Source organism: Shimazuella sp. NTD247 (assembly GCF_059510415.1).
On sequence record NZ_JCAJZU010000006.1, the window covers coordinates 230750 to 251281 of the forward strand.

23 protein-coding genes are annotated in these 20532 nt (G+C 37.8%); 14 read left to right on the forward strand and 9 right to left on the reverse strand.

The window, feature by feature from the left end; translation table 11 throughout:
* Window positions 1-57 precede the first annotated feature (57 nt).
* Window positions 58-1359 (forward strand): protein kinase domain-containing protein, encoded by a 1302-nt coding sequence (locus AC5WOC_RS16190; protein ID WP_496056454.1) that lies wholly within the window; start codon window positions 58-60, stop codon window positions 1357-1359.
* 38 nt (window positions 1360-1397) lie between these two features.
* Here the strand turns inward: AC5WOC_RS16190 and AC5WOC_RS16195 are convergent, their stop codons facing one another.
* Both AC5WOC_RS16195 and AC5WOC_RS16200 read right to left on the reverse strand, forming a co-directional pair.
* Entirely contained in the window at window positions 1398-1997 is a 600-nt protein-coding gene (locus AC5WOC_RS16195; RefSeq protein WP_496056455.1) for a DUF4241 domain-containing protein, read from the reverse strand.
* Between the two features lie 111 nt (window positions 1998-2108).
* Entirely contained in the window at window positions 2109-2945 is an 837-nt protein-coding gene (locus AC5WOC_RS16200) for an EamA family transporter (protein WP_496056456.1), read from the reverse strand.
* Between the two features lie 745 nt (window positions 2946-3690).
* Here AC5WOC_RS16200 and AC5WOC_RS16205 point away from each other — a divergent pair.
* The 4 genes from AC5WOC_RS16205 (at window position 3691) to AC5WOC_RS16220 (ending at window position 6961) form a co-directional block, all read left to right on the forward strand.
* A complete protein-coding gene (locus AC5WOC_RS16205) occupies window positions 3691-3975 on the forward strand; it encodes a hypothetical protein (protein ID WP_496056457.1) in 285 nt (94 codons plus the stop codon).
* Between the two features lie 126 nt (window positions 3976-4101).
* The gene (locus tag AC5WOC_RS16210) at window positions 4102-4923 is read left to right on the forward strand and encodes an alpha/beta fold hydrolase (RefSeq protein ID WP_496056458.1); all 822 of its coding nucleotides are present in this window, start codon (window positions 4102-4104) and stop codon (window positions 4921-4923) included.
* Window positions 4924-5073: 150 nt separating this feature from the next.
* Window positions 5074-6333 carry a copper resistance CopC family protein gene (locus AC5WOC_RS16215; RefSeq protein ID WP_496056459.1) on the forward strand — a complete coding sequence of 420 codons (1260 nt, stop codon included), beginning with the start codon at window positions 5074-5076 and terminating at the stop codon, window positions 6331-6333.
* A gap of 13 nt (window positions 6334-6346) precedes the next feature.
* Window positions 6347-6961 carry a YcnI family copper-binding membrane protein gene (locus AC5WOC_RS16220; protein WP_496056460.1) on the forward strand — a complete coding sequence of 205 codons (615 nt, stop codon included), beginning with the start codon at window positions 6347-6349 and terminating at the stop codon, window positions 6959-6961.
* Between the two features lie 26 nt (window positions 6962-6987).
* On the opposite strand, the gene AC5WOC_RS16225 is transcribed toward AC5WOC_RS16220, so the two are convergent.
* Entirely contained in the window at window positions 6988-7752 is a 765-nt protein-coding gene (locus AC5WOC_RS16225) for a pirin family protein (protein ID WP_496056461.1), read from the reverse strand.
* Window positions 7753-7916: 164 nt separating this feature from the next.
* Here AC5WOC_RS16225 and AC5WOC_RS16230 point away from each other — a divergent pair, with 164 nt between their 5' ends.
* The gene (locus AC5WOC_RS16230) at window positions 7917-8501 is read left to right on the forward strand and encodes an LOG family protein (RefSeq protein ID WP_496056462.1); all 585 of its coding nucleotides are present in this window, start codon (window positions 7917-7919) and stop codon (window positions 8499-8501) included.
* A 37-nt stretch (window positions 8502-8538) separates the two neighbouring features.
* Here AC5WOC_RS16230 and AC5WOC_RS16235 read toward each other — a convergent pair whose 3' ends face one another.
* The 3 genes from AC5WOC_RS16235 to AC5WOC_RS16245 all read right to left on the reverse strand — a co-directional run bounded on the left by AC5WOC_RS16235 (window position 8539) and on the right by AC5WOC_RS16245 (window position 10024).
* Window positions 8539-8961, reverse strand: coding sequence for an organic hydroperoxide resistance protein (locus tag AC5WOC_RS16235; protein WP_496056463.1), 423 nt, complete (start codon window positions 8959-8961; stop codon window positions 8539-8541).
* 17 nt (window positions 8962-8978) lie between these two features.
* Entirely contained in the window at window positions 8979-9425 is a 447-nt protein-coding gene (locus tag AC5WOC_RS16240) for a MarR family winged helix-turn-helix transcriptional regulator (RefSeq protein ID WP_496056464.1), read from the reverse strand.
* A 383-nt stretch (window positions 9426-9808) separates the two neighbouring features.
* On the reverse strand, window positions 9809-10024 hold the full coding sequence (locus AC5WOC_RS16245) for a hypothetical protein (protein WP_496056465.1): 216 nt from the start codon (window positions 10022-10024) through the stop codon (window positions 9809-9811).
* Between the two features lie 197 nt (window positions 10025-10221).
* Here AC5WOC_RS16245 and AC5WOC_RS16250 point away from each other — a divergent pair, with 197 nt between their 5' ends.
* The 7 genes from AC5WOC_RS16250 (at window position 10222) to menC (ending at window position 16754) form a co-directional block, all read left to right on the forward strand.
* A complete protein-coding gene (locus AC5WOC_RS16250) occupies window positions 10222-11988 on the forward strand; it encodes an HSP90 family protein (RefSeq protein ID WP_496056466.1) in 1767 nt (588 codons plus the stop codon).
* Window positions 11989-11991: 3 nt separating this feature from the next.
* Window positions 11992-13041, forward strand: coding sequence for a hypothetical protein (locus AC5WOC_RS16255; protein WP_496056467.1), 1050 nt, complete (start codon window positions 11992-11994; stop codon window positions 13039-13041).
* Window positions 13042-13118: 77 nt separating this feature from the next.
* Complete coding sequence (locus AC5WOC_RS16260; protein ID WP_496056468.1) at window positions 13119-13610, forward strand: DinB family protein; 492 nt, start codon at window positions 13119-13121, stop codon at window positions 13608-13610.
* Window positions 13611-13622: 12 nt separating this feature from the next.
* Window positions 13623-13928 carry a putative quinol monooxygenase gene (locus AC5WOC_RS16265; protein WP_496056469.1) on the forward strand — a complete coding sequence of 102 codons (306 nt, stop codon included), beginning with the start codon at window positions 13623-13625 and terminating at the stop codon, window positions 13926-13928.
* A 135-nt stretch (window positions 13929-14063) separates the two neighbouring features.
* Window positions 14064-14642, forward strand: coding sequence for an RNA 2'-phosphotransferase (locus AC5WOC_RS16270; protein ID WP_496056470.1), 579 nt, complete (start codon window positions 14064-14066; stop codon window positions 14640-14642).
* A 166-nt stretch (window positions 14643-14808) separates the two neighbouring features.
* Complete coding sequence (locus AC5WOC_RS16275; RefSeq protein WP_496056471.1) at window positions 14809-15633, forward strand: GNAT family N-acetyltransferase; 825 nt, start codon at window positions 14809-14811, stop codon at window positions 15631-15633.
* An 8-nt stretch (window positions 15634-15641) separates the two neighbouring features.
* A complete protein-coding gene (menC, locus tag AC5WOC_RS16280; protein WP_496056511.1) occupies window positions 15642-16754 on the forward strand; it encodes an o-succinylbenzoate synthase in 1113 nt (370 codons plus the stop codon).
* A gap of 117 nt (window positions 16755-16871) precedes the next feature.
* Here menC and AC5WOC_RS16285 read toward each other — a convergent pair whose 3' ends face one another.
* From AC5WOC_RS16285 to AC5WOC_RS16295, 3 genes are all read right to left on the reverse strand, one after another.
* Window positions 16872-17582 (reverse strand): B3/B4 domain-containing protein, encoded by a 711-nt coding sequence (locus tag AC5WOC_RS16285; RefSeq protein ID WP_496056472.1) that lies wholly within the window; start codon window positions 17580-17582, stop codon window positions 16872-16874.
* Between the two features lie 61 nt (window positions 17583-17643).
* The gene (locus AC5WOC_RS16290) at window positions 17644-18282 is read right to left on the reverse strand and encodes a LysE family translocator (protein WP_496056473.1); all 639 of its coding nucleotides are present in this window, start codon (window positions 18280-18282) and stop codon (window positions 17644-17646) included.
* A gap of 94 nt (window positions 18283-18376) precedes the next feature.
* The gene (locus AC5WOC_RS16295) at window positions 18377-19009 is read right to left on the reverse strand and encodes an FMN-binding negative transcriptional regulator (protein ID WP_496056474.1); all 633 of its coding nucleotides are present in this window, start codon (window positions 19007-19009) and stop codon (window positions 18377-18379) included.
* A gap of 119 nt (window positions 19010-19128) precedes the next feature.
* Here AC5WOC_RS16295 and pdxR point away from each other — a divergent pair, with 119 nt between their 5' ends.
* The gene (gene pdxR, locus AC5WOC_RS16300; RefSeq protein WP_496056475.1) at window positions 19129-20508 is read left to right on the forward strand and encodes a MocR-like pyridoxine biosynthesis transcription factor PdxR; all 1380 of its coding nucleotides are present in this window, start codon (window positions 19129-19131) and stop codon (window positions 20506-20508) included.
* Window positions 20509-20532: the final 24 nt, after the last annotated feature.

A 20532-nucleotide genomic window follows, 5' to 3' on the forward strand; every position in this document is an offset into this window, starting at 1 on the left:
ATAATAAGCAATGGACTTTCTTTCATCCCTATGAATCATAATGATAAAGGTGATACCATGTTAGGTAAGATAATCGCTGGCAGGTACGAGATAATCGAAGATATCGCTGGTGGTGGAATGGCTACCGTTTATCGAGGTAGAGATACTATTTTGGATCGTATTGTTGCTATCAAAGTAATGGATCCGCATCTCGGCAAAGATGACGAATTTGTGAAAAGATTTATATTGGAAGCACAAGCAACAGGTAGACTATCCCATCCCAATATTGTGAATGTGTACGATGCCGGAGAAGAAGACGGCTTGTATTATATGGTAATGGAATTTGTCGAGGGTATAACACTCAAAGACTACATTATCGAAAAAGGCTTTTTATCCGCAGAAGAAGCAGTTGAAATTTGTATGCAGATCTGTGATGGGTTGGAACATGCGCATAAACAAGGCATCATTCATCGCGACATCAAACCTCACAATATTTTGTGTACACCAGACGGCAGATATAAGTTAACCGACTTTGGAATAGCTAGATTAGTTGATGGGGCATCACATTTAACAAAGACAGGTACTGTGATGGGTTCTGTCCACTACTTCTCACCTGAACAGGCAAGCGGACAAACAATCTCTTATCCATCTGATTTGTATTCTCTCGGTGTTGTATTATTTGAAATGATCACAGGCTCTGTTCCTTTTGATGCAAAAGAACATATTTTAGTTGCCATGATGCATCTGCATGATGAAGTACCAGACCCACGATTGGTGCAAGAAGATCTACCAGAATCATTAAAACATGTTCTGGATCGTGTGCTGGCAAAAAAACCTGAAGAACGCTATCAAACAGCAGGCGATTTTAAACAAGCATTACAACATATTTCCTCTCCGACTATCGCTGAAACACCGATTGATTTTACGGAACCTTATACTACATTAAGAGCAGAAGATAATTGGAATCAAGCGCCAATCCAAGAGAAAACCTCTTCAAACAGGTGGAAATACACAATAATTATAGTTGGAATGATACTAGTTGCCGGTTTAGGTTATTTCTTTTGGCCACCTGGTGAACCAAATGCAGATGAACAAAAAAATACACCTCCGCAGCAACAAACAAATCAGCAAAACGTGCAATCCTATATTATCGTAGCAGGTCTTTTTCAGCATCGTGCCAATGCTGAAAAATTGGTAGAAAAATTGGGGAAACATGAGCTGAATGCAAATATTTCTAAAATCGATAAAGATGGAAAAACACGCTACCAAGTGTACCTTGGATATTATGCAGATAAAGAAAAGGCAAAAGAACAACTTGCTATTGTACAAAAATCGGGAGTAGCTGATTCCAAAGAGGCATATATTACAGAAGCAAATTAACAAAAAGAAGGTGGTTCTAGTATTAGAACCACCTTCTTTTATATTTTAATAAATTCCGTGACTAGACAGAGAGGATTATCATCTTCATCGTATCCCCAATAAGTAGGATAAATGCCATGACCTTTGCCTGCTTGAAAACAAAAAGCATTGTAACCTACTTGGTTCATCGTTTTTTCGCCCCAAGTCCGGTTATCTTTGTACAATAACTTCATCCAATCTCCACCATCTTCTACTTCATCGCGACGAAAACGCAAGAGCTTAGCTGTTTCTAAATCCATAAAACATCCCACACCAGCATCCACTGCGTAACCAAATATTTCGCCATCGTTTAGCGCTCGACTATCTTGCCCTTTGGTAGTGGCTAGCTCCCACCGAGCTACGATCCCATCACCAAAACGCAACATCGCATGAGCTACTTGTCCATTATTGTCGTCATCGGAAGTAATTCGGTGCAAATACACGGGATAACGCCCTTGTGGTACCACTTGTACAAATGGTTCGTAATCTTCCCCTAATGGATATATGTATGGATCACAAGCAACGATCCGCCCTGTAGGAAGCAATATGGTTCCGATTTTTTTCCAATCTACCTCTGTAATATTAACGAAGCGATCCTTTTGTAAAGAAAATTGACTCATGGTACCCCTCCAATTTTTTTCTTATCATAACACAAGGAAAACGAAATTAAATTTCAATCATATTTCAATACATTAACAGTACATCATCACAAAGAAACATATCAGAAATAATTATCCGCCTATTTTAATCAAAAAGATTCCGACAATGAGCATCAGAATGCCGATAAATTGATTTTGTTTGATTTCTTCTTTAAAGAAAAACCATCCAATCAATGTGCCAAAAGCAATGCTGAGCTCTCTTGTCGCGGAAACATATCCAACAGGCGTACTTTGAAGCGCATACTGGGTTGCAGCATTTGCTCCAAAAGTAAATACTGCTCCAATAAGGGAGTGTAACGGATAGGAACGAAAAGTTTTGTAATAAGTGCGAAATGGCTTTTGATCCATGATCAATTTGCCAACAAAAATCCCAATAAACACCAAATATTTAAATAAAATACCGGACATCAACGCAGCACCCATACTATCAAAGGTTAACGCACATCCATTGATCGAACCAGCAAGAAATGCCCAACTTGTACCTGTTTCTAATGTAAATCTCCCTCGAAACTGCATCAAGAGAATTCCGACAATCACAATGAATATTCCAGCGAATCCCCAAGCAGTTAACGTAACCCCTAACAAAAATGACAACATCGTCGAAACCAGTGGTCCCAAACCTCTGACGATTGGATAAGCATAACTCAGTGGTAATGCTTGATAAGCACGGGCAAGTCCATAAAAATAAATCAATTCACAAGCAGTACTGCCAACCATATAAATCACCGCTTTTGGCGGGATAGATTGGTGCAAAAATAGATAAAACGCAATGGGGAAATACAAAATAATGGCGATTCCTGTGATTAAGGTAAAAAATATATCTTTTTCGATTACTTGCTTTGATACCGCATTCCAAGCTGCATGACCACATGCAGCGATGATAAGCAATACTAAGATAAATCCAGTCAATTCTCTTCTCTCCTCTTCTTTCCGGTGTAACATTTCTTATATTCTGATAGGAGTACTATAGTTTTTGCATGATAATCTATAAATAGACACATAAGATAGGAAATTGTGTTTTATTTTTTTAAAATAATAAAATTATTATATAAACCACTCCCTCATATGCGGTTTACATTTTCCCAATAACATTCTAGACACCGATAAAACGCTAACATAGCAGTGTGCTAAAGTTTCCCAAACGCAAAAATATAGCTTGTTTTCAACAAAATTCAGATCCTTTGATGAATAATCAAAAAATTTTTTAAAAAAATTTCGGAATATACTAGCCATTTCGCTTTGTCTATACTATAATAAAAGTGTAATCAATCCCAACCTGAGGAGCTATATATAGCCCCATTAGTGTTTTAGGAGGCATCATGCCTGACACGCCCCGTTGCCCGCACGGCGTTGACCCTCGTGGTGAGGGTTGCGAGAAGTGCGAGGCCGTCCGCCAGAAGAAGTAACTGGCCCTCAAGAGAGGATGGGAAGGATGAACCCCCGGTGTGGTGATCATCCGAAGCCTGCATATTCTACCTTGGTGATTTGGAACTCTGTTTCTAAATATAAGCTAGGTGTGCAGGCGAAATCAACAAACACCTGACGGTGTTTCCTATAGAATCGTGAAAAAACATGCGAACAGCATGTTTTTTCTTTGTGTGCAATTCAATATAATAGTGTTGTGTACTCACTCCCTGCTTTCATAAGGAGCATCATGAAGTCTACCGACTACCCCATTGATGAAGCATACACATCACCAAAAAAGGTGAAACTGAAGGAATGGGTAATTCTCGCAACCACAATCGAATCTACTGCTCACAAAAGTAATTCCAATGAATTTTGCGAAACTTCTGATGGGTATGAGTTTAAGCAAGGAGTAGTAATTATCCGTGGAAAGCTCGTGAAGAAGGGCTCCTGTCTAAAGCAGAAGCGGGCAGGAAAGCACTGGACCGAGTACAAGATTTCGAGTGACTTGACGCTTTATCATCTCCCTCGATAATCAACTGGGCAACCTTTACAAAGGTTGCCCAGTCTGCTTTTTTCATGAAATCCAATTCATTTCCTGTTCATAATCATAAGATATTGTTTTTATATTATCTAAAACTTCCATGAAAGGAACAAGAAAATGAATCAACAGGAAACAAATACGTTAAAAGTTCCTGGAGCCAAACTTTTTTATGAGATACATGGTACTGGTCCTGTATTACTTCTTATCCATGGAGCGTGTGGAGATTCAAGGACTTTTCATTTTATTGTCCATCAATTAGCAAGATGGTACACCGTTGTTGTGTATGATCGTCGTGGACATTCCCGAAGTACGCTCGAAAATCCGAACGAAGCCTATCATATTTCCACCCATAGTGAAGATGCCCATCTCCTCTTAAATCATATAACAGACCAACCTGCATATGTATTTGGCAGCAGTTCAGGTGCTGTCATTGGATTGGAACTCGCTTTGCGATATCCGCATCAAATTCACACGCTGATTCCCCATGAAGCACCTTTGTTGCAACTACTAGCTGGAAAAGACTTATCCTTTGCTAAAAATACAATGAAAGAATTACTTATAGATTATAAAAAGAAAAATACATCAACCGCGATGAAGAAGTTCTCCAGAGCAATTGGAATGCATGACAATTCCCATTCACCTGGTAATGAAGAGATAGATGATAATACAATTTATTTTCTTGAATATGAAGCAAAAGGTGTACTTGATTATCAGTTAGATTTGTTTACATTAGAGAAAAAGATGGATTCCACTGCTTTAAAGATATTACCTGCTGGAGGCGAAACAGGAAAAGACTTCTTCCCTTACAAATGTGCATCCTTATTGGCTAAAAAATTAGGTAAAAACTTAGTCGAATTTCCCAGTAATCATATCGGGTACATTTTTGCAGGACAAGCCTTTGCAGAACAGCTTCATCAAACCCTAACAAAAACAGTATAAGTTTCGCTTCATACAGACCAGATTCCGTTGATCTGTATTTTTTTTATGTTTTTTAGAAAGAATAGTCCTTTTGAGTCATATCAAAAATGTGTCTATCTTTTATACTTATTGTGAATACGAACGGGCGATGTGATGGGTGGGTTCAACTTTATGCGACGATTCCATATTGGATTTTTATTGTCTTTGGTTCTTTTATTTGCATTTTGTTTTCCAAAGCTTGCATCTGCACATGCTACGTTACTGGAAACCAACCCCCAGCAAGGCGCATTGCTGAAAACAGCTCCAAAAGTAATTGAACTGCATTTTAGTGAACAACTGCAGCTCGATTTGGTTACTATCAACATCACCAATACAAATGGTCAAAACCTCCCTGTCGATACTCAGCTTGCTCCAAAAGATCCCAGCCGTGTAATCGTAACCTTGCCAGCCATCAATAAAGGGACATACACGGTAAATTGGTCTGTTCTCTCCGAAGACGGGCATCCGGTAAATGGTATCTATACCTTTGCCTATGGGCAAAAAATTGCCAATACGTCAGGCGAGACGCAATCTTCAAACACACTTATTACTTTCTGTTTGATCAGTCTGCGGTTTTTGAATGAAGGATGGATATTACTCAGTGCAGGATTTATATGGATATCCTTTTTCGCGAGCAAGCGCGGACTGCTAACTGCTATTTGGTTTCCAGTTGATCGGGCAAAAGTTTATACAGCAATCGGCTGGCTGGTCATCCAAGTCATGATTTGGTTTTTATATGCTTCTGAACTGCCGCAAAATCTACCGACTAAGTGGCTGTTATCTGGACAATTTGACCTACTGCTGCAAACCCCATTTGCTTTTGTACTGTTAGTGCAGATCTGTTTGTTTGGATTACTGCTCCTGCCAAATATGGTTACAAGCTGGTACTTGGCTTTGTGGACCCTGTTAACTGCCTCCTATGCCTTTAGCGGACATACTTGGTCGAGTACAGATCACCTTCTCTCTTTATTTGCTCGTATACTTCATTTGGGATCAGGTGCGCTTTGGCTTGGCGGAATTGCTTACTTGCTTTTTATCGGAATAAAACAACAAACAAAGTTTGTTGGTGTTCTAAAACAATTTCGTTCCTTTTTCTCAAAAGCTGCACTTATTGCTTCTGGATTACTTATACTTAGCGGACTATTACTTGTAGGTGTCCAAACTGATTGGAGTGCAGTATTATCGCTTCAAACATTTTGGAGCCGATTTTTACTCCTGAAAATGCTTCTCGTCTTGGGCATGCTCTTATATGCATTTCTTCAAACAAGACAATGGAAAACGTTCGGCACATTAGAACAAGATTCCCTTCGTACCGAATGGATACTGGGATTACTCGCATTATTGCTTGGCATATGGATGAGCCAGATCGCATACCCTATTTTGGCTCAATGAGGAGAGATTTGAGATGAAAAAGTATCCTATCATGATAACCTGTTTTCTTGTATTTGTTTTTTTTGGAATGGTAAATATTGTCGATGCTCATGTAACCGTATGGCCCAAAGAATCGACGACAGAAACTTGGGAGAAATACACGATGCGTGTACCATCTGAAAAAGACAGCAGCACTACAAAAGTTCAACTCGATTTTCCAAAAGATGTTTCGGTAGAAACAGTAGAACCTGTAGCAGGATGGACTTATCAATTTATAAAAGGTTCAGATGGAAGAAATACAGGAATTATTTGGACAGCAACGGGTGATGGTATTAAAGCACATGAATTTTTTGAATTTCCTTTTATTGGAGCAAATCCAAAACAAGCGACAAGTTTATCATGGAAAGCACATCAAACATATGCTGATGGTACAGTAGTCGACTGGACAGGAGCACCAAATAGTGATAAACCAGCTTCTGTTACAACGATAAGTGTAAAATCGGATACAAATGCAGCTGATCATTCGATGATGAATATGAATCAAACATCCCAAAATACATCTACTTCGAAAATAGACTGGATCGCTATCGGGCTTGCAGCAGTTGCATTATTGTTATCGTTGATCAGTTTGTTTCGCAAGAAAGCTTAAAAAATCTCTCCATTAGGAGAGATTTTTTACCACTTTGGATATACTTTATAAGCTGCTTTAGTAGGAACTTGAATCATTAACATACGCAGCACAGGGTTTGTTTTCGATTGCAAAATAAATTTTTGATCATTTGCTGCATCCAATACAATAAAGTCTTTCTCTTGAAAATCGATTGTTCCTCTGCTTGTCCAACTTCCATCACCACGAAGAGACAAAGTAGCTAAACTGTATCCAGCAGGAACGATGTGTTCGTACTTATTTCCTTGCTCCACTTGTATATCCCACATCTGTACATCTGATGTAAGATGAATGGGAGAATCTTTTCCTATGATTGTCTTGTTCACCACACCATCCCTACTTTGAACAGGAAATGCAGACTCTTCAAATTGATGATAAGTTGGTACTTGTTTGATGGCCTCCCCAATAAATGGTTCAAACCAAATTTGAAAGCCTTCCATATTTGGTCCGATAAATCGCTCTTCATGGGAGACACCTGACCCTGTCTGCATGACTTGTGCTCCACCTGATCCTACTATACTCTTAGTTCCCAATGTATCCCCATGCTCTGCTTTTCCATTTATGATATATGTTATTATTTCAAACGCTTGATGGGGATGAAGTGGTATATAACCTTCTTGGTCCGCTTTTGCCCATGCCCAATAAAACAAAGGTCCGACTCGCTTTACCAAGGAACCTTCTCCAGAAAACCCAATCGGCTTTTGTTCTGTTATTTTTCCGTCATCAAAGCTACCAACTGCTTGTTGTTCTGGAGAATAAACTGTTATACCCATGAAAGACACCTCGATACTTTACATAAATACAAACCTATGTGCTACTATGCTATTATAATCAATCTACTTACTTTTGTGAAGTTGCTTTGAAAAAACTCTTCTATGAGAATGGAAACGAAATCAAAAGGCGTTGTATTAAAATAAACTGTGGAAGGAGGAAAAATATGAAATCAATTGCTATTTTTTGTGGTTCCAGCAGCGGTGCATCACCATTATATATCGAATCAGCAAAACAAGTAGGACAAGAACTTGCCAACCGAAATATTGCTCTCGTATATGGTGGAGCAAGTGTTGGTGTAATGGGAGCTGTCGCTGATGCAGTTTTATCAGCAGGCGGCAGTGTTATCGGTGTAATCCCACACTTTTTAGACGAACGAGAAATTGCCCATACTGGGTTAACAGAATTAATAACTGTAGAAACCATGCATCAGCGTAAGGCGAAAATGATGGAGTTATCCGATGGATTTCTCGGATTACCCGGGGGTGCTGGAACATTAGAAGAGTTTTTCGAGGTATTTACATGGGCACAATTAGGGCTTCATCAAAAACCATGCGGTCTGCTAAACACAAATCATTACTATGATGCACTCGATTCTTTCTTTTCACATATGATCTCGGAGAAATTTATGCAAGAAAAATACCGTTCTATCCTTACAATAGAAGAAAATATTGGAAATCTACTCGATAAATTCGAAAAATATACTCCGCCAGCAGTAAAAACATATATTAAAAATGTCAAGCAAACATAAATAAAGCCCAAACCAATAACGGTTTGGGCTTTATTTATTACTCTACTACATGAAGTGCCACATCAATATTTCCTCTTGTTGCTTTAGAATATGGGCAAACTTGATGCGCTTCTTCCAGCAATTGTTCCGCAGTTTGTTTGTCCACTCCTACGATTTGAGCATCCAATTGTACAGCAAGTCCAAAACCGCCATCTGTATCTTTTCCGATAGATACATTAGCAGTCACTTTTGTACTTTGTACTTCTTTTAATCGCTTTTTACGAATAACTAGATTTAAGGCACTATCAAAACATGCTGCATAACCAGCCGCAAATAACTGTTCTGGATTGGTCGCTTCCCCGCCAGCTCCACCTAGTGATTTTGGCATCTTCACTTCCAAATTAATAATCCCGTCATCTGATGTTACTCTGCCGTCTCTTCCGCCTTCTGCTGTTACTTTCGCCGTATACAATGCTTCCATTTTATATACCCCTTTTCTTATTTTTCTTTGAAATGATTCATTTGTTTGGTCAAACTTTGCAGACGTTGCAGCATATCATTAATTTCGTCTGCGGTTAGACCACTCTTGGAAAATAATGCTTCTGGAATACAGTAAGCTTTCTCTTTTAAAGCTTTTCCTTTTTCTGTTAAATTTACCAAAACAACTCGTTCATCTTTTTGCGAGCGATAACGTTTCACAAAATCATTGGCTTCCATCCTTTTCAGCATGGGAGTAAGGGTCCCCGAATCCAAATAAAGTAAACTTCCTAGTTCTTTAACAGAACACTCCTGATGTTCCCAAAGAACCAGCATCACCAAATACTGTGGATAGGTTAATCCCAAGTCTTCTAGCAATGGACGATATAGACCAATAATCTCCCTGGAACAAGCGTAGATGGAAAAGCAAAGTTGGGAATCCAGACGTAGCATTTCCTCTTTTGACATAACTATCTATTCTCCCCGAACTGCTTCATTGCTTATCAACACCAGCAAAACAGCCACCTTCTTTTGATTTTGTCAAATTGAATTGTACACAATTAAATTAACATCAATTTAGTTTCGTGTCAAGCATTCAGCTTTTCTATTAATTATGGTTGGTATTTCTGCATTTTTTTAAACTTATAGGCAAAAATGATACGCTACCAACATTGTTGATCCCACTTCACCATTCACTTGACATTCGACCACCAACATCGAAGAAAAAAGGAAGCAACCTGACTCCTTCTAGTTTTCGGAGAAAGGCTGCTTCATTTATGGGCAACACATTATATGCTCGACACTACTAGAATCTCTAGTAGTGTCTTTGTTCTCAAAAGGACGAAAATCGACTACTGCTTCTTCATGTTATTGTAATTCTGGAGAAGAACCGGCAAATTTTCCATTGAATTGTCTTCTTCAAAGTATTCGATCGCAGTCTGTCTTGTCTCCGTTCCATTTTTTATCCTAGTCTGACGTGCTCGATCTTCTGGAGACAGAAGATAAGGATTAGCCTGAAGCAAAGCCACAACGACCTTCGTAGCTAGTGCCGTCTTGGACTCAGCCATGAGAACCTCCATGTAGATGGTGAAGCAGCGGTTGCTACTCTTCTACATTTTACCACATACTTCCTTGGACATTTCTTTTCGAAGACGAGTTGCTAATGCATTCATGAATTAAATCTCATAAATCACTGGTTTAGCAAACTTATTTATAATAAACTTTAAACTATAATTTATATGCAACTTTGATAAGGAGATAAAAAATGGATCAATTTCACTTCAAAGTAAATCTCAAAGGCATGATTGATCTACTTTCGAACCATTTATACAGTACTCCACAAGTATTTATTCGAGAGCTCATCCAAAATGGCGTGGATGCCATTACTGCTCGACAAAAAATACAACCTGATCACCAAGGTGAAATAGGGTTGGAACTATTTACATCTGAAAACAGCAATCCCACTTTGTATATAGAAGATAATGGTATTGGTTTAACAGAAGAGGAAGTCCATCATTTTTTAGCACAAATTGGACAGACCTCAAAAAATAATCGAACAGATGATGATTATATTGGAAGATTTGGCGTGGGCTTGCTATCGTGTTTTATTGTCAGTGACGAAATTATTTTATTAACTCGCTCAATCAAAGAAAACAAAACAATTGAATGGCGTGGAAAACCAGACGGCAGTTATACGATTCAAGTTTTGGATCAGGAAATGGCACCTGGAACACGGATTTATTTACAATGTAAAAATGGATTTGAATCTTACTTCACGATCAAACAAATTCAAGAAATGGTTCGTTATTATGGGGAATTCCTCCCTTATCCAATCCATTTCTATGATCAGGAAAAAACGCGATTAAACGCAGACAAAGCACCTTGGGAACTGGGCACAAACGAGGCACTGCAGTATGCACAAGAACAATGGAATATCGAATATTTAGATGCCATTCCTCTATTTTCTTCTACTGGAGAAGCCCGGGGAATAGCCTATATTCTCCCTTTTTCCGTAAGAGTAAATGCAAAGCAACGTCATCGTGTTTATGTAAAGCAAATGTTACTGTCAGAAAAAGTGGAAGGTATGCTACCTGATTGGGCATTTTTTGTGACAAGTATTTTAAATGTCAATCAACTAAAACCTACCGCTTCTAGAGAAGAGTTCTCCAACGATGAGCGTTTAGAACAGGTGCAAAAAGAACTTGGTGCATGCATTAAGCGTTATTTAGTTCAACTCACTTACACCAACCCAAAGTTATTTGAGCAAATCATACAAATCCATTATGAATCGCTGAAATTTTTAGCAAAGGAAGATGATGAACTGTATGCATTATTCATCGATTGGCTGCCATTCTCTACGTCTTTAGGAAGAATGACAATCAAAGAAATTCGTCAATACAGCGACAACATCATCTATACACCAAACATGGATGAATACCGCCAGATCAGTCAAGTTGCAAAATCACAATCGGTTTGTGTGATTAATGGAGCCTATGTTCACGACTCAGAACTGATAGAAAAGCTAAACACGGTTTATCCAGAACTCACGATTGAAAGAACAAATCCGAACACATTTATGTACCAATTTACCGATTTATCCCTTGAAGATCGTCGAAAAGCTTTTGACTTCATTGAATTAGCCAATCAAGTACTACAAAACTTTCAGTGTACTGCTCAAATGAGAAAATATGAACCTACCGAGTTGCCTGCCCTTTATACGACTAGTGAAGAAGCGTTATTTATGCGAACAACAGAGCAAACACAAGAAGAAGCAAACGATCTATTTTCTTCTATTATTGGACAAATGACTAGTAACAAAGTAAAAGCAAATGATGCTCAGCTCTGTTTCAATTTCCGCAATCCAACCATTCAAAAAATAATACAATCGACCAATCAAGAACGAAACAAATTGGTGATTGAAATGTTATATGTTCAAGCATTACTGTTAGGCAATTATCCTCTGCGAAAACAAGAGTTTCAGCTATTAAATAAAGGACTTATTTCCTTTATTGAACAAGGGTTAGGTGAATAGAAGATGATCGAACAATACGAAGATTTATTAGAACAAGCATATCTTGCCCCAAGAGGAAAAGTGAAGATTGGTTTGTTAGAAGAAGCTATTCGGATCGCAGATGTACACCTCGGACTTGATGAACAATTTGAAGCAAGAATGGAATTGGTTGACACCTGTATTTTTTCTGGACATGGAGAAAAGGCTATTGTCGCATTTGCATGGTGTCTAGCTCAATACGACAAAAATCCAGAAATGTACAATGAATATCAAATGATGTGGAATTATAAATGGGTCACTGACCGCTTGCTTTTATTTCCAGATATTGAATTGGAAAAAGTCGAAGCAACACTAGAAGATCTCAGAAAACGGTTTATCCAAACAGGACACGGTTCTCATTTTTACTATTACATTAAACAAGAATTAGCTATGAATCTGGATAAACCTGATGAGGTTCAATACTATTATGACAAATGGATCAGAGAACCAAGTGATATGCTTTCGGATTGTCGTGCTTGTACACTAGCCAATCAGACAAAAACATTATTGTATTTAGGGAAATTAGATGAAGCATTAGCAGTTGCTGAGCCGATTCTGCAAAAAAAATTATCTTGTCACAGTGTTCCTCATCGCACGTATGGCGACTTTTTACTTCCTTTGTTAAAAGCGGATCGAAAAACAGAAGCAGATTCGTATTACGAAAAATGTTACCAGCTTATTTACAATCAGACGGGGTTTATGGATACATTGATACCTTTACTTAAGTATGCAACAATCACAGATTTATCCAAAGCTATCCCTATTTTAGAGAAATACTTTCCAGAAGCTATCGACACAGATGAATCTGCGATCCAATTTCAATTTTATACCATTGCTACTGCACTATGGGATCTCTTAGACGAAGAAAGCCGAAAGATAATAAACTTACCAAAATCAGTAGACATAGAAGAAATTCGCAAAGAACAATATCGTCTCGCACAACTGTTTGACCGTCAAAATAAAACAGAAGCTTTCTCCAGACAAATGCATCATACACTATCGGAAATCAAAAAACTCCATAAACAGCTTCAATAAATTTTTCAACCCTGACAGCAATTGTCAGGGTTGTTTTGGCATACTAGAAAATAGTTAAACACATGGAGGTTATCACTATGTTTTTTACAATGGAACAATTTCAAACAGAGTGGAAAGAGCATATTCAAAGCACACAAGAACTATTTAATAGACTAACGGATGAATCCCTAGATCAAAAAATTGATCAAGATCACCGTTCTTTAGGGGAAATCGGCTGGCATTTGATACAAACATTACAAAGCATGACAATAGTAGGACTTGCGCTGCCTAAAATAGAAGAAACAGAAGTGAAATCAGCATCTTATTTGGCTCAATCCTATAAAGCATTGACAGATGGATTACTTCATGCAGTTTCTACAGAATGGACTGACAAGACGTTACAAGAATCAAAAGAACTTTTCGGCGGTCAATGGAAAAATGGAGCCACACTGCGTCTAACACTTAACCATTCGATTCACCATTGTGGACAGATGACTGTTTTAATGCGACAAGCAGGACTTAATATCCCTGGCTTATTTGGTCAAACAAGAGAAGAGCAAATTGCCCAAGGAAAAGTTCCACTGCGTTAAGGGAGGATTCAAATGAGCAAATATGGGATGTATGTAAAATTTATTACTCATGATGGAAAACGCCCAGAATTATCGAAAAATCTACTACAAGTTGCAAACATGATGCATACAATAGATGGCTGTGAATTATATATCATAAATGAATCGCTAGATGACCCAAACGCGATTTGGGTAACAGAAGTTTGGTCCAGCAAAGAAGCACATGAGGCGTCGTTACACTTAGCAGGCAGTAAAGAATATATTGAAGCAAGTATCCCACTTATTAAAAAGGTAGAGAAAATAGAAGTCCAGCCCGTAGGGGGACATGGCATATCCTAATATCATTTATTTTTACAAACAGGACAAAAAAATTGTTCTGTTTTTTTATGTAGCTTAAAATGAATAATACCACCCTAACATTTGTGTTAAAATCCGATAAAGCACTTCAAAAATGAAATAATGGAGTTTTTTCTTATGGATGAGAAACAATTAAAACAGAAAAGCAAATTTCTTAGTCTTATTTTACGGCATCAACCTGAATTAATCGGTTTAGAACTTGATAAAAATGGATGGGTCCCTATTCCTTTGTTACTAGAGCAATGCAAAATACACAAGAAAATGATATCCCGACAAGAGTTGGATTATATTGTCGCAAACAATAACAAACAGCGTTTTGCTTATGATGACAAGAAAGAAAAAATTAGAGCAAACCAAGGTCACTCTATAAGCGTTGATTTAGCTTATGAACCAAAAATACCGCCAAACTTGCTCTATCATGGAACTGCAAAGCATCTGCTAGCAGAAATTTTACAAAGTGGATTAGAAAAAAAATCTAGGCACCATGTTCATCTGTCCACTTCAGTTGAAACTGCTAGAGAAGTTGGCATTAGACATGGTTCTCCGGTTGTATTAGAGATTCAGGCAGCGGACATGCATCGTGACGGCTATAACTTTTTCCAAAGTGAAAATGGTGTTTGGCTGACAGATCACGTACCTAATAATTATATCAAAGCAATACAGCCCTCTTGGGACCCTTCACGACGAAAATCATGAGATTCTTAGGTATTTGATTAAACAAACAAGATTCCATTCATTTTGAAAAAAGAAAACAATACTTAAAACATTATTTACGAGTGGGGAGAAGTTTTGGAGTAAAAGCTTTGAATACGCGCAATACATTACGATCATATGAAAAATACTTATAGAAGGAGGGATGACAATGGATCTTATCAATATTGACATTCGTATACTAACTTCCGCTGATGAACTAAAAAAGGTACGTGATTTGGAGACAAAAATTTGGATTGGAGATGACCCAATTCCAGTCCATCAAAGCGTAACCGCAGTGAAGCACGGAGGGCTAGTACTCGGTGCTTTTGACCAAGATCAATTAATCGGTTTTCAATATAGTTTTGCTGGGTTTAATGGTACAAAATCTTATCTTTGCTCTCATACACTTGGCATTATCCAGAAATACCGAAGCTGTGGGATTGGAGAAAAACTAAAACGAAATCAACGAGAAGAAGCAATTCGTTTAGGCTATGACTTGATTACATGGACATATGACCCATTGGAAACCGCAAATGGCTATCTAAATATAAAAAAACTCGGTGCGATCTGCAAAAACTATCTCATAAATGTTTATGGTGATATGACCGATTCACTCAATAGAGGGTTACCAAGTGATCGGTTTATGGTGGAATGGTGGATAAAGCAAGATCAAAAGCTGCAACCAGCGCTCACATCGATACAGGCAAATTCGATTTCTGTTTTGGACACCATGTATAATGAGAACAATCATTTGATGGCTATGAACCTAGATTTAACAAAGATAAATGCACAGACATCGCTCCTTGTTCCCGTACCAGCAAATTTTCAGTTTTTAAAACAACAATCCCCTGAAATTGCTTATGATTGGCGAATCAAAACAAGAAAAATTTTCGCTCATTATTTTCAACATGGCTGGTATGTAGCAGATTTTATCAAAAACGATAATGCTTCGAATGCTTTTCACCAATACGTTTTATTGAAACAAGGAGGGTGATATCAATGATCGACATAAAGCAAATTGTAATTCGACATATGAAAATGCAGCTGTTATCCCCCTTTACGACCAGCTTAGGAACGGAATATGACAAAGATTTTATTTTGGTTCAGATTGTATCCAAGAATGGTATCTCTGGATGGGCGGAATCTGTAGCATCCATTGATCCTTATTACAAAGAAGAGACTGTTCACACCAATTGGAGTATGATGAATGACTTCCTTATTCCCTTGTTATTGGAAGAAACAATGGAACATCCAGATGAAGTTAGCCAAAGATTTGCTCCTATTCGTGGAAACTATATGGCAAAAGCAGCGTTGGAGGGTGCGATTTGGGATATATATGCAAAACAACAAGGTCTATCACTTTCCAAAGCATTAGATGGAACCAAAAACCAAATTGATGTTGGAATTAGTATCGGCATCCAAGATTCCATCCCAAAATTACTCGATTTAGTACACGATTATATAAAAGAAGGATACAAACGAATAAAAGTTAAAATTCAACCAGGCTGGGATATCGAACCAATCGCCGCTATTCGTAAACAATATCCCACTATCCCGCTGATGGCAGATGCGAACACTGCTTATACATTAGCGGATATCGATCATTTGAAACAACTGGACTTATTTAATCTTATGATGATAGAACAACCACTGGCACATGACGATATTGTCGATCATGCAGCCTTGCAGCGGCATATCCAAACTCCCATCTGCTTAGATGAGAGCATCCACTCTGTGGAAGATGCACGCAAAGCCTTACAATTAGGGAGCTGTAAAATTATTAATATTAAAATTGGACGGGTAGGCGGTTTGACAGAAGCAAAAAAAATTCATGATTTTTGCGAGGCAAACCAAGTTCCAGTATGGTGTGGCGGCATGTTAGAATCGGGGATTGGTAGAGCACACAATATAGCAATAACAACGTTATCCAATTTCATTTTACCAGGTGATACTGCAGCATCTTCCCGGTACTGGAAAAAAGACATTATTGACCCAGAAGTAACCGTAGAAAACGGAGTAATTCGCGTTCCAGAAAAAAAGGGAATTGGGTATGAACCTAATTTAGAACGAATACAAGAATATACATTGTATAGTAAAAGTTATACAAAAAAATAGATACCATCTATCTTTATATGGTATCTATTTTTTTGAAAACTGCGAACCTTACAATAATAATAAATGAGAAGCAGTTATTACTATCATGGTAAAACATTTTCAGACGAAAATTCGATCTCACCTTAAAATTGTAATTTCTCTATTATTACTATCCAGCACTTCCATCTTTAGTGTACCGCCAAGATGATGTGATACTAATTCAGCCAATGTTCTAAGCGAAACAAGAAATTCATCGCTTCTTGTTTCGTCAATTGATTCTATACAGAGAAATGCATTTTTCGTATCTTCTGTCAGCATTGTCCTTTGGGCTTCCCGCCAATTCCAACATCTGCATATTGCTCCCTCATCATCTTTGTAAACAATTTCTCCTTCGTATGGGGAAGCGTTTTTATCACTTCCCAATGGGACAAACGGTTCATTACCATTTGCCCTTGTCAGCCGAATGTCACCTGCAAAATTGTCCATATCTTCTCCGCCGCATGGGAGCCCATAACGCAACGAAATCGCATTATAAATATCTACAAGCGGGTTTATTGTTCCGATATGATTTCCATTTTTCACTCTTTTTAATAGCCCTTCAATGGAACTCCTTGCTCCTTTCTTTGTCTTGAATTTTTGAAAAGCCTCTCTCCAAACCTGTATAACAGGGTTACTACTAAATTCCGCTAAACGGAGAAATCGATGAGATTCTTGCTCTGCTTCCTGCAGCAGATTCTTATAGATCTCAACATCCTGTATCGAATTATTAATTCCCTTACAAATAACCGTACCTATCTTTGCATGAGGAAATAACGACCAAAAATCACTCTCAATGATAAATCTAGTCATAAAATAATGTCTCCAATTCATTCATATCTTCTTGTCTCCGCTGTTTTATACTCTAATTTTCTTATGTTTTGGAAGGACTGGCAAAAGCGGCGAATATGCCTAGAACAATATAGAAACAACCAATAATCCGGTTTTGTAACTTTGAACTTCTTTTACTACCTGTAATCCGAGTCCTAATACTTGCTGCAAGAATAGCATACAAACCATCACTAATGAATGCCAGGATAATATATACTGCTCCGAAAAACAAAAATTGAATCGGAACTGATCCAGATGAAGGGGAGATAAATTGCGGAAAAAACGCTAAAAAAAAGAGTGCTGTCTTAGGGTTCATTATTTCCACGATCGCTGATTGATAAAAAATCTTAACTAATTTTTTGCGAGGTGCTTTTGAAATATCTAATGTTGTACTTTCGGATGTAGTAAACAGAGTCCTGCATCCCAGATAGATAAGGTACACAGCACCTAAATATTTAACTATATTAAAGGCTGTTGCCGATGTCATGAGGATCGCAGAAACTCCAATTGCTCCAGCTAAAACATGAATAGATCCTCCAAGAACTACTCCAAAAACAGATACCATACCCGCTTTCTTCCCTTGCTGTATGCTTCTTGTCATAATATAGAACACAGCTGGCCCCGGTATGATTAACAATGTAACAGCAGCAATTACAAACAGCCCAATCGTTGAGAACTCCATATAAAATGCAACTCCTCTTTATGATTTTTTATACATGATTGAATCGGGTTGCATGATAAACAGATCCACGGAACTATAATAATTTAGTCATTCATTACTTAAATAACTCTTTTCGCTGCTTACGCATCCACTGAGCTACCTGACTTTCCCCTTGTTCATTTGAATTTTCAAGTTCATCCACAATCGATTTATAATCGGTGTCATTTCGATTTTGACTCATTTTGGCTGCAGCTTGAACTGATGTGATTTCAATTTCAAAACCAACGATTCCTTTCATTTCCCTCTGAAGAAACTTTGGATCAAATGTATCCCAAGTCCGACCGTTTTCTCGATGAGACTCATAATGTTTAAGCATTGTTTTTAAAGACGTTTTCAGTTCGTCATCTGTTATTACCCGAGATGTTCCATAAGCATGTACAGCTAGATAGTCCCAAGTTGGAACTTCTTCTCGCTGATACCAGCTTGATGAAACGTAAGCATGCGGTCCTTGAAAGATGAGTAATACATCATTATTTTTATCTAACGTCTTTTTCTGGGTATTTCCGTATGCAATATGCCCTGTAGCATAGATTTTTCCATCCTCTTCCCAAATTTCCAATGGAATATGTGTAGCCAGAGGACGATGTCCATCAACCGTAATCAATAAGGCAAACGGGTTAGATTTCATCATTTGAACTGCCTCATCATGATCCATACGATACTGCTTAGGAATGTACACGGCAATCATCCTTTCCACTCATGTTTAATCTTTTAAAAATAAATATCCGATAAAAAAATAATATGATATAAATTGACATATAAAAAGGTACAATAAATAACAAATATACATGTCAAAAGAGGATACAGATGAAAAATACTATTTTTTCTTTTAAAAGTGATGCTCCTAAATATAAACAAATATACGAGCAATTTAAGTCTTTTATTGAACATGGTGACTTGCGGACTGATGAACAATTGCCATCTATTCGCCAACTTGCAGACTCGCTTCAAGTAAGTCGCAATACAACATTAATGGCATATGAGCAGCTTGTAGCAGAAGGTTACATTCGTGGTGAAGGAAAAAAAGGTTATTTTGTAAATGAATTAGAACCTTATATTTTCCAAGAACCAACCGCACTTCCTAACAAAAAACACACATCATCAATGGACTCTTATATCGTTGATTTTCGCGCAGGTGCGATAGACCAAACACATTTCCCCATAAAAACGTGGAGAAAGATATCCAATCAAGTACTCACTTTAAAAGAGAGCTTTTTTTATGGGGAACCCTTTGGTGAAGGAAATCTACGACAACAAATATCTGCATATCTGCTTCAATCCCGTGGAGTGAAAACAGATGCAAATTCCATTATTATCGGGAGTAGTACCCAACAGTTACTTCTCTATCTTGGGCATATTCTAAAAGAGGATTTTTCTAGTGTTATCGTAGAAAACCCAGGATACGATGGAGCTAGAGAGTCTTTTCAATTAAATGGTTTTACTCTGGAAGCCTTACCTGTTTATGAAACAGGTGCTGATTTTTCCCCATTAGAACAAATGAAATCACAATTAATTTATGTAGCTCCTTCCCACCATAGCCCACTTGGAGTAAGTATGCCCATCCAGCAGCGTCATGATCTTATTCGTTGGGCTAATAAGCGGCTGGGATACATTATCGAAGACGATTACGATAGTGAATTTCGTTATACACAACAACCATTCCCAGCTCTAGCATCTATCGATCGGGCAAGAGTAGTTTATTTAGGAAACTTTTCTAAATCCTTTCTTCCAGGAATTCGTATAAGTTATATGGTGTTACCACCATCTCTTCTCAATCGTTACAAAAATCGTTTCCTTCATTTCGAAAGTACCACTTCTCTTCTAAGCCAGCTCACAATGGCTAAATTTATGGAAGAGGGAGAATGGAATCGCCACATTAAACGCATGCGTCTTGTTTATAAAAGAAAAATACAGCAATTAGTATCTGTATTAAGAAAAGAATTTGAGCAAAATATATCTATTATAGGTGAGCAGTCTGGTCTGTATGTATTAATCAAAGTACACCTGGAGCATTCAGAAAAATGGCTGATCGAGCGCGCCTATTATCATCGTGTGAAAGTATATCCGACCTCCATTTACTTTATAAAAAATAATACAGAGGCACCAATGATCAAACTCGGTTTTAGTAATCTTACTTGTGATGAAATGGAACTTGGTGTTAAGTTGTTAAAAAAAGCATGGATGTAAATGGAAGCGATATTTTCTGAAATA

What these genes read in the sequence shown, in the direction of transcription:
- AC5WOC_RS16190 (WP_496056454.1), top strand. Translation starts at nt 58, where the DNA reads ATGTTAGGTAAGATAATCGCTGGCAGGTACGAGATAATCGAAGATATC.
- AC5WOC_RS16195 (WP_496056455.1), bottom strand. Translation starts at nt 1,997, where the DNA reads ATGAGTCAATTTTCTTTACAAAAGGATCGCTTCGTTAATATTACAGAG.
- AC5WOC_RS16205 (WP_496056457.1), top strand. Translation starts at nt 3,691, where the DNA reads ATGAAGTCTACCGACTACCCCATTGATGAAGCATACACATCACCAAAA.
- AC5WOC_RS16210 (WP_496056458.1), top strand. Translation starts at nt 4,102, where the DNA reads ATGAATCAACAGGAAACAAATACGTTAAAAGTTCCTGGAGCCAAACTT.
- AC5WOC_RS16215 (WP_496056459.1), top strand. Translation starts at nt 5,074, where the DNA reads ATGCGACGATTCCATATTGGATTTTTATTGTCTTTGGTTCTTTTATTT.
- AC5WOC_RS16220 (WP_496056460.1), top strand. Translation starts at nt 6,347, where the DNA reads ATGAAAAAGTATCCTATCATGATAACCTGTTTTCTTGTATTTGTTTTT.
- AC5WOC_RS16225 (WP_496056461.1), bottom strand. Translation starts at nt 7,752, where the DNA reads ATGGGTATAACAGTTTATTCTCCAGAACAACAAGCAGTTGGTAGCTTT.
- AC5WOC_RS16230 (WP_496056462.1), top strand. Translation starts at nt 7,917, where the DNA reads ATGAAATCAATTGCTATTTTTTGTGGTTCCAGCAGCGGTGCATCACCA.
- AC5WOC_RS16235 (WP_496056463.1), bottom strand. Translation starts at nt 8,961, where the DNA reads ATGGAAGCATTGTATACGGCGAAAGTAACAGCAGAAGGCGGAAGAGAC.
- AC5WOC_RS16240 (WP_496056464.1), bottom strand. Translation starts at nt 9,425, where the DNA reads ATGTCAAAAGAGGAAATGCTACGTCTGGATTCCCAACTTTGCTTTTCC.
- AC5WOC_RS16245 (WP_496056465.1), bottom strand. Translation starts at nt 10,024, where the DNA reads ATGGCTGAGTCCAAGACGGCACTAGCTACGAAGGTCGTTGTGGCTTTG.
- AC5WOC_RS16250 (WP_496056466.1), top strand. Translation starts at nt 10,222, where the DNA reads ATGGATCAATTTCACTTCAAAGTAAATCTCAAAGGCATGATTGATCTA.
- AC5WOC_RS16255 (WP_496056467.1), top strand. Translation starts at nt 11,992, where the DNA reads ATGATCGAACAATACGAAGATTTATTAGAACAAGCATATCTTGCCCCA.
- AC5WOC_RS16260 (WP_496056468.1), top strand. Translation starts at nt 13,119, where the DNA reads ATGTTTTTTACAATGGAACAATTTCAAACAGAGTGGAAAGAGCATATT.
- AC5WOC_RS16265 (WP_496056469.1), top strand. Translation starts at nt 13,623, where the DNA reads ATGAGCAAATATGGGATGTATGTAAAATTTATTACTCATGATGGAAAA.
- AC5WOC_RS16270 (WP_496056470.1), top strand. Translation starts at nt 14,064, where the DNA reads ATGGATGAGAAACAATTAAAACAGAAAAGCAAATTTCTTAGTCTTATT.
- AC5WOC_RS16275 (WP_496056471.1), top strand. Translation starts at nt 14,809, where the DNA reads ATGGATCTTATCAATATTGACATTCGTATACTAACTTCCGCTGATGAA.
- AC5WOC_RS16285 (WP_496056472.1), bottom strand. Translation starts at nt 17,582, where the DNA reads ATGACTAGATTTATCATTGAGAGTGATTTTTGGTCGTTATTTCCTCAT.
- AC5WOC_RS16290 (WP_496056473.1), bottom strand. Translation starts at nt 18,282, where the DNA reads ATGGAGTTCTCAACGATTGGGCTGTTTGTAATTGCTGCTGTTACATTG.
- AC5WOC_RS16295 (WP_496056474.1), bottom strand. Translation starts at nt 19,009, where the DNA reads ATGATTGCCGTGTACATTCCTAAGCAGTATCGTATGGATCATGATGAG.
- pdxR (WP_496056475.1), top strand. Translation starts at nt 19,129, where the DNA reads ATGAAAAATACTATTTTTTCTTTTAAAAGTGATGCTCCTAAATATAAA.